This window comes from Nocardioides sp. GCM10023255, from assembly GCF_042653125.1.
Taxonomy (GTDB): domain Bacteria; phylum Actinomycetota; class Actinomycetes; order Propionibacteriales; family Nocardioidaceae; genus Nocardioides.
This window is the reverse complement of the sequence record NZ_JBHSHU010000011.1, coordinates 40,719-55,523: the sequence shown is the minus strand read 5'-3', so window position 1 is coordinate 55,523 and position 14,805 is coordinate 40,719. Positions and strand designations below refer to the sequence as shown.

At 71.2% G+C, this 14,805-nt stretch carries 15 protein-coding genes and 1 riboswitch; of the genes, 7 read left to right on the top strand and 8 right to left on the bottom strand.

The genetic code is table 11. The features are described from left to right. Positions 1 to 17: 17 nt before the first annotated feature. Positions 18 to 166, bottom strand: a riboswitch (cyclic di-AMP (ydaO/yuaA leader). Positions 167 to 329: 163 nt separating this feature from the next. From ACFO9I_RS19120 to ACFO9I_RS19110, 3 genes are all read right to left on the bottom strand, one after another. Then, complete coding sequence (locus ACFO9I_RS19120) at positions 330 to 536, bottom strand: hypothetical protein (protein ID WP_379183776.1); 207 nt, start codon at positions 534 to 536, stop codon at positions 330 to 332. Between the two features lie 78 nt (positions 537 to 614). Further along, entirely contained in the window at positions 615 to 1,904 is a 1,290-nt protein-coding gene (locus ACFO9I_RS19115; protein WP_379183774.1) for an NYN domain-containing protein, read from the bottom strand. Positions 1,905 to 1,915: 11 nt separating this feature from the next. Next, positions 1,916 to 2,182, bottom strand: a complete 267-nt coding sequence (locus ACFO9I_RS19110) for a hypothetical protein (RefSeq protein WP_379183772.1) — start codon at positions 2,180 to 2,182, stop codon at positions 1,916 to 1,918. Positions 2,183 to 2,295: 113 nt separating this feature from the next. On the opposite strand from ACFO9I_RS19110, the gene ACFO9I_RS19105 reads away from it, so the two are divergent. The 3 genes from ACFO9I_RS19105 to ACFO9I_RS19095 are packed head-to-tail and all read left to right on the top strand — an operon-like array spanning position 2,296 to position 5,029. Beyond that, the gene (locus ACFO9I_RS19105) at positions 2,296 to 4,077 is read left to right on the top strand and encodes a DEDD exonuclease domain-containing protein (RefSeq protein ID WP_379183770.1); all 1,782 of its coding nucleotides are present in this window, start codon (positions 2,296 to 2,298) and stop codon (positions 4,075 to 4,077) included. A gap of 39 nt (positions 4,078 to 4,116) precedes the next feature. Next, on the top strand, positions 4,117 to 4,395 hold the full coding sequence (locus tag ACFO9I_RS19100; RefSeq protein ID WP_379183768.1) for an Lrp/AsnC family transcriptional regulator: 279 nt from the start codon (positions 4,117 to 4,119) through the stop codon (positions 4,393 to 4,395). A 4-nt stretch (positions 4,396 to 4,399) separates the two neighbouring features. Continuing rightward, positions 4,400 to 5,029, top strand: coding sequence for a hypothetical protein (locus tag ACFO9I_RS19095; protein ID WP_379183766.1), 630 nt, complete (start codon positions 4,400 to 4,402; stop codon positions 5,027 to 5,029). 55 nt (positions 5,030 to 5,084) lie between these two features. On the opposite strand, the gene trpD is transcribed toward ACFO9I_RS19095, so the two are convergent. The 3 genes from trpD to ACFO9I_RS19080 are packed head-to-tail and all read right to left on the bottom strand — an operon-like array spanning position 5,085 to position 7,549. Continuing rightward, positions 5,085 to 6,110, bottom strand: coding sequence for an anthranilate phosphoribosyltransferase (gene trpD / locus ACFO9I_RS19090; RefSeq protein ID WP_379183764.1), 1,026 nt, complete (start codon positions 6,108 to 6,110; stop codon positions 5,085 to 5,087). Positions 6,111 to 6,141: 31 nt separating this feature from the next. After that, positions 6,142 to 6,564: a hypothetical protein gene (locus tag ACFO9I_RS19085; protein WP_379183762.1), complete on the bottom strand. Its 423-nt coding sequence runs from the start codon at positions 6,562 to 6,564 to the stop codon at positions 6,142 to 6,144. Positions 6,565 to 6,574: 10 nt separating this feature from the next. After that, positions 6,575 to 7,549 (bottom strand): cytochrome c oxidase assembly protein, encoded by a 975-nt coding sequence (locus tag ACFO9I_RS19080; RefSeq protein WP_379183760.1) that lies wholly within the window; start codon positions 7,547 to 7,549, stop codon positions 6,575 to 6,577. Between the two features lie 66 nt (positions 7,550 to 7,615). On the opposite strand from ACFO9I_RS19080, the gene ACFO9I_RS19075 reads away from it, so the two are divergent. The 4 genes from ACFO9I_RS19075 to ACFO9I_RS19060 are packed head-to-tail and all read left to right on the top strand — an operon-like array spanning position 7,616 to position 11,967. Further along, positions 7,616 to 8,263: a cytochrome c oxidase subunit 3 gene (locus ACFO9I_RS19075; RefSeq protein ID WP_379183903.1), complete on the top strand. Its 648-nt coding sequence runs from the start codon at positions 7,616 to 7,618 to the stop codon at positions 8,261 to 8,263. 43 nt (positions 8,264 to 8,306) lie between these two features. Further along, positions 8,307 to 9,176 carry a c-type cytochrome gene (locus ACFO9I_RS19070; RefSeq protein WP_379183758.1) on the top strand — a complete coding sequence of 290 codons (870 nt, stop codon included), beginning with the start codon at positions 8,307 to 8,309 and terminating at the stop codon, positions 9,174 to 9,176. Further along, positions 9,173 to 10,225 carry a ubiquinol-cytochrome c reductase iron-sulfur subunit gene (locus ACFO9I_RS19065; RefSeq protein ID WP_379183757.1) on the top strand — a complete coding sequence of 351 codons (1,053 nt, stop codon included), beginning with the start codon at positions 9,173 to 9,175 and terminating at the stop codon, positions 10,223 to 10,225. The genes ACFO9I_RS19070 and ACFO9I_RS19065 overlap by 4 nt, the downstream gene beginning before the upstream one ends. Continuing rightward, on the top strand, positions 10,222 to 11,967 hold the full coding sequence (locus ACFO9I_RS19060) for a cytochrome b (RefSeq protein WP_379183755.1): 1,746 nt from the start codon (positions 10,222 to 10,224) through the stop codon (positions 11,965 to 11,967). The genes ACFO9I_RS19065 and ACFO9I_RS19060 overlap by 4 nt, the downstream gene beginning before the upstream one ends. Before the next feature lie 198 nt (positions 11,968 to 12,165). Here ACFO9I_RS19060 and ACFO9I_RS19055 read toward each other — a convergent pair whose 3' ends face one another. Both ACFO9I_RS19055 and ACFO9I_RS19050 read right to left on the bottom strand, forming a co-directional pair. Next, positions 12,166 to 13,170: a hypothetical protein gene (locus ACFO9I_RS19055; protein ID WP_379183753.1), complete on the bottom strand. Its 1,005-nt coding sequence runs from the start codon at positions 13,168 to 13,170 to the stop codon at positions 12,166 to 12,168. 283 nt (positions 13,171 to 13,453) lie between these two features. Then, entirely contained in the window at positions 13,454 to 14,689 is a 1,236-nt protein-coding gene (locus ACFO9I_RS19050) for a L,D-transpeptidase (RefSeq protein ID WP_379183752.1), read from the bottom strand. Between the last annotated feature and the right edge of the window lie 116 nt (positions 14,690 to 14,805).

Genomic DNA, 14,805 nt, shown 5'->3' with positions numbered 1-14,805 from the left:
GTCTCCCTTGCGTGTCGTACGCCTACCGGGTGAGCTGACGGGTTCGGGCACGACAGGCCCTACTCCCGCTCCTCGCCGGCACGAGTGCCGACGCCTTGCGGGCGATTCACCCCAGGTGGGTTGGTTCCCCGGCTCCCGGGCCTCCGAGAGGGCCCGAGACTCAGCGCGGTGCCCGCGTGGATCCGGTCTGATCCACGTTCACGGACACCTGAGCGCCACACACTAGTGGGGGGTCGGGCGGAGCATCAAACTCCCCTCCCCATGTTGGGCCGTGTTTCTGGCCACGGCCGACCCTCAGGAGCACACTCCTGTCACATTCGTCACTGTGGTCACGCCGACTCGATGTCGCGGCCGGCGATGGGCTGGACGAGCCGGAGGGGCGGCACGAGGCCACCCTCGGCCAGGACGTCGAGCGCACGGCGCTCGTCGTCGTCGAAGGTCAGCTCGGGGGGCGGCCCCAGCAGCACGGTCACCACGCAGTCGTGGCACGCCAGGCCGCGCACCACGCAGGTGTCGCAGTCGATTCGCGTCGTCATGCCGGTGACGCTGCCACCCGCCACCGACACCGCGGCCCGCGTCGGCCGGGCACCGGCGTGTCGGCCCCCGCCCCCTGGTCAGCTCAGCAGGCCGACCAGCGCCTCCGCGGGGTGGGCCCGCGCCCCCGCCCGGGCCACGTCGGCGGCGACCTCCTGGTCGCTGCTGACGACCACGACCACCCGCCCGGTGGGCTCGGCCGCGACCAGGTCGCGGATGACGTCGTCGGCGATCACGCCCTCGGGGCTGAACACGACCTTGACGCCCCTCGGGGCCGGGGCGACGGTGCGGGCCGTCGCGGACGCCGCGTCGAAGACCACGGTCGTCTCGACGCCCAGCCGGGCCACCAGCGGCGCCAGCCCCTGCAGCAGCCGCGTCCGCTGGGCGTCCAGGGGCGAGGTCGGCCACGCGGTCTTGCTGACGTTGTAGCCGTCGACGATCAACCGGGCGCGTGGCATCGCGAGCATCCGCTCGAGCAGCGCCGGCCCACCGGCGACGGAGCCGGCCGCGCGCCCCTCGGCGACCCGGGTGAGCTCCGCCTCGAGGCGGTCCCCCGGTGCCCCCTCGACCCCGGGCAGCGCCAGCTCTCGGCGCAGCCCGGACGCCGCGTCGATCACGGTGTCGAGCAGCAGCCGGGCCCGCACGGTCACCTCGTCGCGGTCCGAACGCGCCGCCCGCCGGTCGGCCGTCGCCTCGGCCTCCAGCTGCGCCACCCGGGCGCGCAGCCGACGCAGCTCCTTGTCCTGGCCGGCCCAGCGGTCCGCGTCGGCGGCGCGCGACTCCTCGACCGCGCGCACCAGCTCCTCGTGCGCCGCCCGGGCCGCACGCTCGGCGGTCCGGGACTCGCCGAGCTTGCGGCGCAGCGAGGCGTTCTCGGTCTTGTACTCCTCCACCTGGGCGCGCAGCCTGGCCCGGGCGTCGTGCAGCGCCTGCTCGGCGTCGGCCAGCTTCTCCCGCAGCCGCACGGCCTCGGCCGCCTCCCGCTCGGCGCTGTCGGGACCGCGCAGGTCCTGGCTGAGCGAGACCACGGCGTCCTCCCAGCCGTCGGGGCGGACCAGCCAGGTCACGGCCGCCATCTCGACCGGGTCGCCGGACACCGCCTGCGGACCGGCGACCAGCGCGGCCGCGTCGTACGACGTGCGGGCCAGCACCTGCGTGCCCACCCGCTCGCGGAACTCGTCGTCGGACTCCAGCGAGGCGACGATCGCGCTGCTCCCGAGCCGGGCCCGCCGCTGCGGGGCGAAGCCGGCGACGCGGCGCAGCGCCGGTGGGAGGCGTACGACGTCGGGCAGCGCGTCGGCGGTGAGCGCCACGACGCGCGTACGCACGGCGTCGGGCAGCCCGCCGAGCGTGGGCGGGGTGCTGGACACGGCTGTCACGCTCAGCCGTTCCCCGGGCCGTTCCCCGAGCCGTCCACGAGCTCGACCCTCGGCACCACCTCGACGGCGTCGTCGCGGCCGCACCAGCGACAGACCACGGAGGTCACCGCCTCGGCGACCACCTCGGTCTCCTCGACCCGGTGGTCACCGGCGAGGTCGAAGTGCCAGAACTCGCGGGTCCGTCGGCTGCGGGCCACGTCGAAGCGGGTGAGGTTGCCGCAGCCGGAGCAGCGCCAGCGGTGGGCCGCGTCGGGAATCACGGTGCTCACGGCACTCCTCGCTCCGGTCGGGTGGTCGGGTCGTTCGGCTGGTCGGGCCTCGTCGACAGGGTAGTCCGCGCGTCGCCGGCGGACTGTCGGTGCGCGCCTCTAGCGTCGAGGACATGAGCAGCGCCACCCACGGTGCGCCTTCCCGGTGGGAGTCGCAACGAAGTTTCGACGAGCTGGGACGACCGCTGCGTGACATCACCTTCTGCGTCGTCGACCTCGAGACGACCGGTGGCTCCGCCCAGGGCGGCTCGATGATCACCGAGATCGGTGCGGTCAAGGTGCGCGGCGGCGAGGTCCTCTCGGAGTTCCAGACGCTGGTCAACCCGCGCGCCGAGATCCCCGCCTTCATCGCCGTCCTGACCGGCATCAGCAACACCATGGTCGCCGACGCGCCGCCGATCGAGTCCGCGCTCCCGGCGTTCCTGGAGTTCGCCGCCGGCACGGTCCTGGTCGCCCACAACGCCCCCTTCGACGTGGGCTTCCTCAAGCACTTCGCCGAGCAGCAGGGCCGCCCGTGGCCCCGGTTCGAGGTGCTCGACACGGCCAAGCTGGCCCGCCGGGTCATCACCCGCGACGACGCGCCCAACTGCAAGCTCTCCTCGCTGGCCCGGGTGTTCAACTCGGGCACCACGCCCAACCACCGCGCGCTGTCCGACGCCCGGGCCACCGTCGACGTGCTGCACGGCCTGATGGAGCGGCTCGGCGGCCTCGGCGTGCACACGCTGGAGGAGCTGCAGACGTTCTCCTCGCGCGTCACCACCGCCCAGCGCAAGAAGCGTCACCTCGCCGAGGCGCTGCCGCACTCCCCGGGCGTCTACCTCTTCCGCGACGAGCGCGCCCGCGTCCTCTACGTCGGCACCTCGCGTGACCTGCGCACCCGCGTCCGCTCCTACTTCACCGCCTCCGAGACCCGCTCGCGGATGGGCGAGATGGTGGGCCTGGCCTCCCGGGTGGACGGGATCGAGTGCGCGACCACGCTGGAGGCCGAGGTGCGCGAGCTGAGGCTGATCGCCGAGCACAAGCCGCGCTACAACCGGCGCTCCCGGTTCCCGGAGAAGGTCCACTTCGTCAAGCTCACCCGTGAGCCGTGGCCGCGCCTGTCGCTGGTGCGACGGGTCCTCGACGACGACGCCGACTACCTCGGCCCGTTCTCCTCGAAGAAGTCCGCCGAGAAGTGCCTGGCCGCGCTGCACGACACCTTCCCGGTCCGGCAGTGCTCCGACCGGCTCTCCCGCGAGCCGTCCCGCGCCGCCTGCGTCCTGGCCGAGATGGGGCGCTGCCTCTCCCCCTGCGACGGCAGCGTCGACCCCACGACGTACGCCGCGGTGGTGCGCCAGCTGCGCGACTCGCTGCTGCGCCGCCCCGACGAGGTGGTCGACGCGATCAACAGCCGGATGGCCGCGCTGGCCGCCGACGAACGCTTCGAGGAGGCCGGCATCCACCGCGACCGGCTGGCGGCGTTCGTGCGCGCCGCCGCCCGCACGCAACGGCTCTCCGCGCTCACCCGCTGCCCCGAGGTGGTCGCCGCACGCCGCGAGGACGACGGCCGGTGGGCGGTCCACGTCGTGCGCTTCGGCCGGCTGGCGGCCGCCGGGACCATCCCGCCCGGCGCCGACGCCCACCAGTACGTCTCCGAGCTGCGGGCCAGCGCCGAGACCGTCGCCGGTGCCCCGGGCCCGGTGCCGGCCGCGACCGCGGAGGAGACGGAGAAGATCCTGCGCTGGCTGGAGTCGCCGGGGATCAGGCTGGTCGAGGTCGACGGCGAGTGGACCTGCCCGGTGGCCGGCGCGACCCGGCATCTCGCGATCCACGACGCCGTGCACCAGTCGCGCGAGTCGCTGGTGCCCTTCGAGGACCGCCGCGGCCTCGCCCCGGTGCACCAGCCCGCCCGGTGAGAGGCCCCCTGCGACGCCCCATGCCCTAGCCTGTCGTCCGTGATCACCGCCATCGTCTTCGTCAAGGCCGACGTCGCCCGGATCCCCGAGGTCGCGGAGGAGATCGCCGCCCTCGAGGGCGTCAGCGAGGTCTACTCCGTGACCGGCCAGATCGACCTGATCGCCCTGGTGCGGGTGCGCGACCACGACGACGTGGCCAACGTGGTCGCCGACCGGCTCAACAAGGTCCCGGGGGTCACCTCGACCGAGACGCACATCGCCTTCCGCGCCTACTCCCGCCACGACCTGGAGTCGGCGTTCTCGCTCGGCCTGGACTGAGCGCGTGGGCTGGTTCTCCGACCACTGGCTCGATGTCCTGGGCTGGGGCGGCAGCGCCCTGCTGGTCTTCTCGCTGCTGCAGGCGCGGGTACTGCGGTTCCGCACGCTCAACCTGCTGGCCTGCCTGATCCTGCTGGCCTTCAACGCCCTCATCGGCGTGTGGCCGATGGTGGGCATGAACGCCGTGCTCGCGGCCATTAACGTGTGGTTCATCGTGCGGCTGCTGCGCCAGCGCCACGACGAGACGGTCTTCGGCGCCGTGGAGGTGGCGCCCGGTGACGAGTACCTCCGGCACGTGCTGCGGGTCCACGGCGCCGACATCCTGAAGTTCCAGCCCGACTTCCTGTGGGACCCCACCGACACCGACGGCCACGCGTTCGTCGTCGTGACCGGTGACGAGACCGTCGGCGTCGTGCTCCTGCGCGCCGAGGGCGAGGTTGCACACGTGGTCCTGGACTACGTCACGCCCCGGTTCCGCGACTTCTCCCCCGGCGAGTTCGTCTGGCGGCGCAGCGGCCTGCTGCGCGAGCACGGGTTCCACCGCGTGGTGACGCCGCCGGCGATGGTCGGCGCCTACTACGACCGGCTCGGCTTCCGCCGCGAGGGCGAGTCCTGGGTGCTCGACCTCGCCTGATCGCCCAGTCTCCGCTCGTCGACGCCCGGCACGTGAACGCCCGGCACGTGAACGCTCAGGCGGCCGAGGCGGCCACCCAGCGCTCCAGGGCGGCCCTGGCCTGCCCGGAGTCGATGGAGCGGCGCGCCTTCTCGAGGCCGGCGGCGAGCGCGTCGTCGACGCTGCCCGGGACCTCGTCGTACACCGCGAGAGCGGCTCCTGCGTTGAGCAGCACCGCGTCGCGCACGGCACCCTGCTCGCCGTCGAGCAGCCGCAGCACGACCTCCGCGTTGTGGGCGGCGTCGCCGCCGCGCAGCGCCTCGGCGCTGCTGAGCGCGATGCCGTGCCGCCGCGGGTCGACCGTCGCGGTGGCGACCCGGCCCTCGCGCACCATCCACACCGACGACGTGGTCGTGGTGGTCAGCTCGTCGAGCCCGTCGTCACCGCGGAAGACCCACGCGTCGAGGCCGCGGCGCGCGAAGACGCCGGCCATGACCGGGGCCATCCGGGCGTCGGCGCAGCCGATCGCCTGGGCCTGGGGACGGGTCGGGTTCGTGAGCGGGCCGAGGAAGTTGAAGGTGGTGCCGATGCCCAGCTCGCGTCGCGGCACGGCCGCGTGCCGCATCGCCGGGTGGAACGCGGCGGAGAAGCAGAAGGTGATGCCGGCCTCCGAGGCCACCTCGGCCACCCGTGCGGCGGGCAGGTCCAGCCGGATGCCGAGCGACTCCAGCACGTCCGCCGACCCGGACTTCGACGATGCGGACCGGTTGCCGTGCTTGACCACGAGCGCGCCCGCGCCGGCCGCGACGATCGCGGACATGGTGGAGATGTTGACCGACATCGACCGGTCCATCCCGGTCCCGACGACGTCGAGCAGGCGTCCCGGCACGCTGATCGGTGTGGCGCGGGCGTACATCGCATCCGCGAGCCCGAGCACCTCCTCGGTGGTCTCGCCCTTGGCGCGCAGCGCCACGGCGAAACCCGCGATCTGGGCCGGCGTCGCCTGCCCCTCGAGGATCTCCTCCATCGCCCACGCGGTCTGCTCCGCGGAGAGGTCGGTCCGGTCGACGAGCGCGCCGAGAACCTCGGGCCAGGTGGTCATCACAGAGTCCTTCGGGTGGCCCGTGGGGCCGTCAGCTGGTGGCGGGCACGCGCGAGCGCAGCAGCGTCACCACGGTCTCGGCGAGCTGGATCGGGTCGATCGGGTGCGGCACGGCGGCCTCCGCCCGCGACCAGGTGGCCAGCCAGGCGTCCTGGGGGCGGCCGGTCAGCACCAGCACGGGCGGGCACTGGTAGATCTCGTCCTTGAGCTGCTTGGCGATCCCCATGCCACCGGCGGGCACCGCCTCGCCGTCGAGGATCGCGAGGTCGATCTGCCCCGCGTCCATGTTCGCGATCACGACGGGCTCGGTCGCCACCTCGACGTACTCCACCTCGGGGAGGTCGGGATGGGGGCGACGGCCCAGGGCGAGGATCACCTGCTGGCGGGTGTTGACGTCGTCGCTGTAGACGAGCACCTTCAGGGGCGCGGTCCGGGTCGAGGTCGAGTCGCTCACGGCGGCGATGCTACCGGTCCGCGCCGGGCGTGACCGGGCTGGTCGTCGCCGTGCCCGACGCGCGTGCGGCGGCGCGGGCCTCGAGCAGGTCCAGGCGCCGGTCCTCGCGGGCCGCCTCCTTCATCGAGGAGCGCACCCACTGCGCGAAGAGGACGCCGAAGAAGACCAGGCCGATCAGGTCGCCGGAGCCCCACAGGATCCCGCCGGCGAGGTGCTGGTCGTCGTGCGGGTCGGGCAGCCAGGCGCCCATCGGCCCGTCGTGGAGGGAGGGGTACCAGTCGTGGCCGATCAGGCCCTCCTGGCCCATGATCGTGACCCCCAGGAACGCGTGGAACGGCAGCGTGAGCACCACGAGCAGCATCCGCGCCGGGTAGCCGACGCGTCCGGGGACCGGGTCGATGCCCATCAGGGGCCAGAAGAACAGCGCCCCGACCAGGACCAGGTGCACGTGCATCATCTCGTGGACGTACGTCGAGTGCAGCGAGGCGTCGTACCAGCCGGAGAAGTACAGCGCCCACGGCGAGACCACGTAGAGGGCCAGCGTCAGCGGCGGGAACGAGAGGACCCGGGCGACCCGCGAGTGCAGCACCACCAGCAGCCAGGCTCGCGGGCGGGCGGGCAGCGTCCGCAGCGCGAGCGTGACCGGGGCGCCCAGCGCGAGCGCCAGCGGTACCAGCATCGAGAGCATCATGTGCTGGACCATGTGCACGCTCAGCAGGGTCAGGTCGTAGGCCCCCAGGCCGGAGGCCGTGGCGACGTAGAACGACCCCATGCCGACGACGACGAACGACACCGTCCGACCCACCGGCCAGCGGTCGCCCCGGCGGTGCAGCGTGACCACGCCGAGCAGGTAGAGACCCGCCGCCCAGACCGTGATGACGAAGGGCAGCGGCTCGAGCGACCACTCCGTGAACACCCGCCCCATCGTGAACCTGGGGAGGGCCTCCGCGGCGTCCCAGACGGTGACGGACGAGGCACTCAGCACGGTGTGAACATTACGACCCCGCAACAGGAGGGGGTCGGGGTGCCCTCGTTGACGCGCCACGACATAATGGCGTCCGTGGCGACTGCAACTGCGATTCCGGCATCCCGACTGCACGGGCACCACGACCGACCGAGCATGGTCAGCGTCGGGACGATCATCTGGCTCTCCAGTGAGCTGATGTTCTTCGCGGCCCTGTTCGCGTCGTACTTCACGATCCGCGCGGTGAGCCCGGATCTGTGGGCGGCCAACACCGAGAAGCTGAACATCCCGTTCGCGTCGGTGAACACCACGATCCTGGTGCTGTCGTCGCTCACCTGCCAGCTCGGCGTCTTCGCCGCGGAGCGCGGCCAGGTCGGCCGCTCCGGCTCGGTCTGGCAGGTCAAGGGCTGGGGCCTGCGCGAGTGGTTCGTGCTGACCTACGTCATGGGTGCGGTCTTCATCGGCGGCCAGGCCACCGAGTACGCCTCCCTGGTCAAGGAGGGCGTGACCATCCAGGACTCCGCCTACGGCACGATGTTCTACCTGACCACCGGCTTCCACGGTCTGCACGTGACCGGCGGTCTGATCGCCTTCCTGTTCGTGCTGGGACGCACGTTCATGGCCCGCAGGTTCACCCACGAACAGGCGGTCAGCGCGATCGTCGTCTCCTACTACTGGCACTTCGTCGACGTGGTGTGGATCGGGCTGTTCGCGACCATCTACCTCGTCAAGTGACCCCCACGTCGGACCCCACCAGGACTCCCAGCAAGGACTCAATGTGCGTCTCCTGAACCGCTCCGCCGGTCGACTCTCACGCCACCGCCGCGGACCGCTCGCCGGGCTCGTGGTGCTGCTGCTCGGGCTGCTGATGACCGGCACCCTGTACGCCGCCTTCTCCCCCGCCCAGGCCGACCAGGCCGAGAGCGACGCCGACCAGGCGGCGAAGGGCCGGGAGCTCTTCCTCGTCGGCTGCGCGTTCTGCCACGGCCAGAACGGCGAGGGCGTGAGGACCCAGAACGGCAACCAGATCGGCCCCTCGCTGGTGGGCGTCGGCGCCGCGGCGGTCGACTTCCAGGTCGGCACCGGCCGCATGCCGATGGCCCAGCCGGGCGCGCAGGCGCCCCGCAAGAAGGTCGTCTACACCGACGAGGAGATCGCCCAGCTCGCGGCGTACGTCGCCTCCCTCGGCCCCGGCCCGTCGATCCCGACCAAGGACGACTACAGCATCGAGGGCCTCAGCGACGCCGAGCGCGAGGAGGCCATCGTCCGCGGCGGCCAGATCTTCCTGACCAACTGCACGGCGTGCCACAACTTCGAGGGCTCCGGCGGCGCCATGCCGCGGGGCGGCTACGCCCCCAAGATCCGTGGCGTCGAGCCCAAGTACATCTACGAGGCGATGCTCACCGGTCCGCAGGCCATGGACAACTTCTCCAACGGCAACCTCTCGCCCGAGGAGAAGCGTGACGTCATCGCCTACCTCGGCTCGCTGGAGGAGGCGCCCGGCTACGGCGGCTTCGGCCTCGGCGGCCTCGGTCCCGTGAGCGAGGGGCTCTTCGCCTGGCTGGTCGGACTGGGCTCGCTCGTCGGCTTCGCCGTCTGGATCGCCGCCCACACCACGCGCTCGAACAAGAAGAAGGTGGAAGCGTGAGCGACTCCCACGACTCGCACGACCTCGTCCCGGCCACGTTCGAGGACGAGCCGATCGCGAACCCGGGCCTGCCGGCCCACCAGTGGCGCCCGACCGACGTCGACGCCAAGGCCGAGAAGCGCGCCGAGCGCCAGGTCGCCGCACTGTTCGGCCTGTCGATGATCTGCGCGGTGCTGTTCCTCGTGTCGTACTTCGCCTTCGACATCGGGGCCGAGTGGGACACCGTGGGTGGCCTCGGCGCCTCCAACGTGACGCTGGGCTGCTTCCTCGGCGGTGCCCTGCTCTTCATCGGCATCGGCATCATCCAGTGGGCGCGCAAGCTCATGGGTGACCACGAGATCGTCGAGTACCGCCACCCCGCCAAGTCCTCCGACGAGGACCGCGAGGCCACGCTGGCCGCGCTCGGCGCCGGCCTCGAGGAGTCCGGCATCGGCCGTCGCCCCCTGGTCCGCAACAGCCTGCTGGGTGCGGTCGGCATCCTGGGCCTCCCGGCGATCGTGCTGCTGCGCGACCTCGGTCCGCTGCCGGGCGACAAGCTGAACCACACGATCTGGGCCAAGGGCATGCGCGTCGTCCGCGACGTGGTCGGCACGCCGATCAAGGTCTCCGACCTCGAGATCGGCGACCTGGTCAACGCCGAGCCGGAGGCGATCTTCCCGACCGAGGAGAACGGCTACCCCGAGCTCGAGGGCGTCGAGCTGCAGCAGGAGCGCGTGAAGGCCGCCGTCATCGTGGCGAGGATGGAGCCCGACGACATCGTCTCCGAGCAGACCCTCAACTGGTCGGTGGACGGGATCGTCGTCTACTCCAAGATCTGCACCCACGTGGGCTGCCCGATCTCGCTGAACGAGCGGACCACCCACCACCTGCTGTGCCCGTGCCACCAGTCGACCTTCGACCTGACCGACTCGGGTCGGGTGATCTTCGGGCCCGCCGGCCACGCCCTTCCCCAGCTGCCGCTGACCGTGGATGATGAGGGTTACCTGGTTGCCATGAGTGACTTCACCGAACCCGTGGGACCGAGTTTCTGGGAGCGTGACCCGTCGTGAGCATCGACACCAGCAAGGTGGCCACGAGCAACACCAGCGCCGCCACCGCGAAGAAGCCGAGCAAGATCGGCGCCGCCGCCACCTGGGCCGACGACCGCCTCGGTCTGGCCACGGTGATGAAGAAGAACCTGCGCAAGGTCTTCCCCGACCACTGGTCCTTCATGCTCGGTGAGATCGCGCTGTGGAGTTTCGTCGTGCTGCTCCTCTCCGGCGTCTTCCTCACCCTGTGGTTCACGCCCAGCATGGGCGAGGTCCAGTACGAAGGCTCCTACGACCCGCTGCGCGGCGTCACCATGTCGGAGGCCTACGCCTCGAGCCTGAAGCTGTCCTTCGACGTCCGTGGCGGTCTGCTGATGAGGCAGATGCACCACTGGGCCGCCATGCTGTTCATCGCGGCGATGATGATCCACCTGCTGCGCGTCTACTTCACCGGCGCGTTCCGCAAGCCGCGCGAGCTCAACTGGGTGATCGGCTGCCTGCTGCTGCTCCTCGGCACCCTGGAGGGCTTCACCGGCTACTCCCTGCCCGACGACCTGCTCTCCGGCACCGGCGTCCGCGCGGCGGACGGCTTCATGAAGTCGATCCCGCTGGTCGGCAGCTACCTGTCGTTCTTCATCTTCGGCGGCGAGTTCCCCGGTGACGCGATCATCCCGCGCCTGTTCACCGTGCACGTGCTGCTCATCCCGGGCATCCTGCTCGCGCTGATCGCCGCCCACATGCTGCTGCTCGTCTACCACAAGCACACGCAGTGGCCTGGCCCCGGCCGCACCGAGCAGAACGTCGTCGGCTTCCCGATGCTGCCGGTGTACGCCGCCAAGGCGGGTGGCTTCTTCTTCATCGTCTTCGGCGTCAGCGCCATCATGGGTGGCCTGCTGACGATCAACCCGGTGTGGAAGTTCGGCCCCTACGACCCGACCAAGGTCACGGCCGGCTCGCAGCCCGACTGGTACATGGGCTGGCCCGACGGCGCGCTGCGCATCATGCCGGGCTGGGAGTTCGCGTTCTGGGGTCACACGTTCCCCTTCAACGTCTTCCTGCCGATCATCGTGCTGCCCGGGCTGATGTTCACGATCCTGCTGCTGCTCCCGTTCCTGGAGTCCTGGATCACCGGTGACAAGCGCGACCACCACCTCCTCGAGCGGCCGCGCAACGCGCCGACGCGCACGGCGGTCATGGTCTCGCTGATGACCTTCTACGGCCTGATGTGGGCCGCGGGCGGCAACGACATCATCGCGATCAAGCTGCACGCCAGCATCAACCAGATCACCTACTTCATGCGGGTGGCCGTCTTCGTCGGTCCGGCCATCGCGTTCTTCATCACGCGCCGTTGGTGCATCTCGCTGCAGCGTCACGACAACGAGACCCTGCTGCACGGCTACGAGACGGGCATCATCATGCGCTCCCCCGAGGGCGGCTACAGCGAGCGGCACCTGCCGATCGACCCGGCCCGGGCCTACGCCATGACGGCCCGCGAGCGGGACGACCTGCACGCGATCGAGACCGCGGAGACGGACGCCAACGGCGTGCCGGCCCCGGGTACGCGCTCGCAGAAGCTGAAGGCGAAGCTCGCGACGCTGATGTACGCCGACAACGTGCAGAAGCCGACCGCCGAGGAGCTCGAGGAGGCCCACCACCACGCCGAGCACGAGCAGGCTCTCCAGGCGGGTCTCGACCACCCGGCGGACGGCCACCAGTTCGACGGGCACCACCTCGTCGACGAGGAGCACCTCCGCTCCCACTGAGCGACCGCGATCACCACGACGGCCCGTCCGGACTCGTTCCGGGCGGGCCGTCGTCATGCCGACCCGTCGCAGCTTCACGCCCGAGCACGCCGACCTGTCGCAGCTTCACGCCCGAGCACGCCGACCCGTCGCAGCTTCACGCCCGAGCACGCCGACCCGGCGCTGCTTCACGCCCCACCACGCCGACCCGTCGCAGCTTCACCAGAAGCGGGCACGATCCGGACCGCGGTCCTGACCTCGCCACGCACGACGGCCGAGGCGTCGCTTCGCCTCGGCGACACCGGCGTACAGGCGTCGCTCGACGGCCTGGACGCTACCGAAGAGGTGCCTGTCCACGAACACGTCGATCAGCCACTCCCCGTGCTCGGCCAACCATCCTCGGCGCGCGCGGTCGTGACGCTGCTGCTCAGGGCCGTGCCAGCGGTCGCCGTCGTACTCCGCGCCGTACCCCAGGCCCTCGACCCCGAGATCGAGGTAGAAGTGACCCTCCGGACCGACGACCTGCAGCTGTGGCGTCACGACGGGGAGCGACGGGCAGTCGAGCCAACGCAGCAGGAGGATGTGCTCCGGTGGGGACTGTGGTCGCGGATCCACCATCGGCGCGAGCTGACGGAACTGCCGAACGCGGCGGTAGCCCCGGAAGCGGTCCCCCTGGTCCACCAGCTCTGCGATGCCGAACTCGTCGCCCGCCACTGCCATCATCGCGCCCATGGCCGCGAACGCCTGGTCCCGGCCGCGCATCATGCCGAGGTCACAGGTGGTGCGCAGCTTGGAGGTGACCCGCAGGCCGTCCAGGTCGACCACCTCCCCCGCCGCGAAGGTGCGCTCACCGCTGGCGGCCAGCTCGTTGCGCAGCCGGTACCCGGGCGGTCGGAACATGGACACGGGCGGCACCGCCAGGTGATCGTTCGGTGCCAGGATCATGGGGGCACCGTGGAGCCAGCCTGCGGTCCGGTCGGTGATGACGGCATCGTCGGGAACGACCAGCTTGAGGCAGCCGATGCGCAGATCCAGACCGTCGGGTAGCTGGGACGCGTGGTAGACGCCCTGGAGGGGATTCACGAGGTCGCCGCTGGAGCACCAGGCGGCGAGCTGGCGATCGGTGACTCCGTCGCGGACCACCTGGGCCCGGGTGAACGGACGGTCGACGGGGACCGGGGCGGCGGGACCGCCCCGGGTCCCGGGAGTGGGTTCGAGTTCCATACCTGCGCCGATGCCCGGTCACGAGCACCCCACACCAGGCGGACAACCGCCTGTGGAAGGGCAGCGCGCGAGCCTGCCCTGTGAGCAGCAGGTGGCACCCGACACGGTCGACCTGCGACGGGTCGACGATCCTCACGGTCGACCTGCGACGGGTCGACGATCTCCACGGTCGACCTGCGACGGGTCGACGATTCTCACGGTCGACCTGCGACGGGTCGACGATCCTCACGGTCGACCTGCGACGGGTCGACGATCCTCACCGTCAACCTGCGACGGGTCGGTGTCAGGAGAGGGCGGAGCCGCCGCGGTAGTCGGCGTAGGACTCGTTCCAGTCGCCGTAGCCGTTCGTGAGGGTCATCTGCCGGTCCGTGCCGGTGTACTGGACGACGTCGCCACGGATGGTCATGTCGTAGAGCCACTTGGCGTTGTCGGTGCTCATGCCGGTGCACCCGTGGGAGACGTTCGCGGACCCCTGCGAGGCCACCGACCACGGGGCCGCGTGGATGAACTCGCCGGAGTAGGTCAGCCGCATGGCGTACTTGACGTCGTCGATGTCGTAGTAGTCCGGGTTGTTCTTGCCGATGCCCACGGTCTCGGAGTTCATCCGCTTGGTCTCGAACTTCTCGATGATGACCTTCGTGCCGGATCGGGTGGTGAACCCGGCCTTGCCGGTGGTGATCGGGATGGTCCGCAGCAGCTTGCCGTTCGAGAAGACCTGCATCTGGTGCGTCTGCGCGTTCACCTTGTAGACGTGGGCGTCGCCGACGTGGAAGTCGACGTGACGGCTCTCCTGGCCGTAGATGCCCGCGCCGGCCGGGACGGAGTTGATGTCGACGTCGACGGAGACGTCGGTGCCGGCCTTCCAGTAGGCGCGCGGACGCCAGTGCACCTCGGTGTCGCTGATCCAGTGCCACGAGCCCGGCTGCCGGGGCGACGCACTCACCGACATGTGCTTCTCGATCGAGGCCTTGTCGGTCACGGGCACGTCGAAGGTCACGATGACCGGCATGCCGACGCCCACGGTCTCGTCCTGCAGCGGCGCCACCGAGGCGAACGTCTGCTGGTCCAGGGTGAGGTCCTCGGTCTGGAACCGGGAGGTCCGGGTGACCTCGGTGCCGTCGCTGCGCTGCGCGACCGACCGCACGACGTACGTCGTGCCGGGCTCGAGCCGACCGCTGGCCGTCCAGGTGCTGCCGTCGCCCGAGAGGTCGCCGGGCAGCGGACCGGCCGGCGACTTCACGGTCACCGAGTCCAGCCGCCCACCCGTGGCGGAGACCTTCACGGTCCGGTCGACGGGGACGGAGTGGCTGTTCCTGCCGACCTCCGTGGTCACCTTGACCGGGTCGACGGTCGACGAGGCGCTGCTGCTCGGCTCGGAACCGTCGGCCCCCACGGGGCCGGACTCGTCGGACTGGCAGGCCGCCAGGGGGACGCTCGCCAGGGCGAGGGTCGCCACGCCGGCCAGGCCACGGCGCAGGCGCCGTCCCCGGTTGTGGGCGCGAACACGACTCTCGGACATGCAGGAACTCCCCAGTGCAGACGTCAGCGGACTCCGGACCAGCGTAACCGCTGGAGCGGACATGCCTCGGCCCCGCGCGACGTGTGAACGCTCACGCGGGGCCGAGGAATGCAGCG

What these genes read in the sequence shown, in the direction of transcription:
- ACFO9I_RS19120 (WP_379183776.1), bottom strand. Translation starts at nt 536, where the DNA reads ATGACGACGCGAATCGACTGCGACACCTGCGTGGTGCGCGGCCTGGCG.
- ACFO9I_RS19105 (WP_379183770.1), top strand. Translation starts at nt 2,296, where the DNA reads ATGAGCAGCGCCACCCACGGTGCGCCTTCCCGGTGGGAGTCGCAACGA.
- trpD (WP_379183764.1), bottom strand. Translation starts at nt 6,110, where the DNA reads ATGACCACCTGGCCCGAGGTTCTCGGCGCGCTCGTCGACCGGACCGAC.
- ACFO9I_RS19075 (WP_379183903.1), top strand. Translation starts at nt 7,616, where the DNA reads ATGGCGTCCGTGGCGACTGCAACTGCGATTCCGGCATCCCGACTGCAC.
- ACFO9I_RS19055 (WP_379183753.1), bottom strand. Translation starts at nt 13,170, where the DNA reads ATGGAACTCGAACCCACTCCCGGGACCCGGGGCGGTCCCGCCGCCCCG.
- ACFO9I_RS19050 (WP_379183752.1), bottom strand. Translation starts at nt 14,689, where the DNA reads ATGTCCGAGAGTCGTGTTCGCGCCCACAACCGGGGACGGCGCCTGCGC.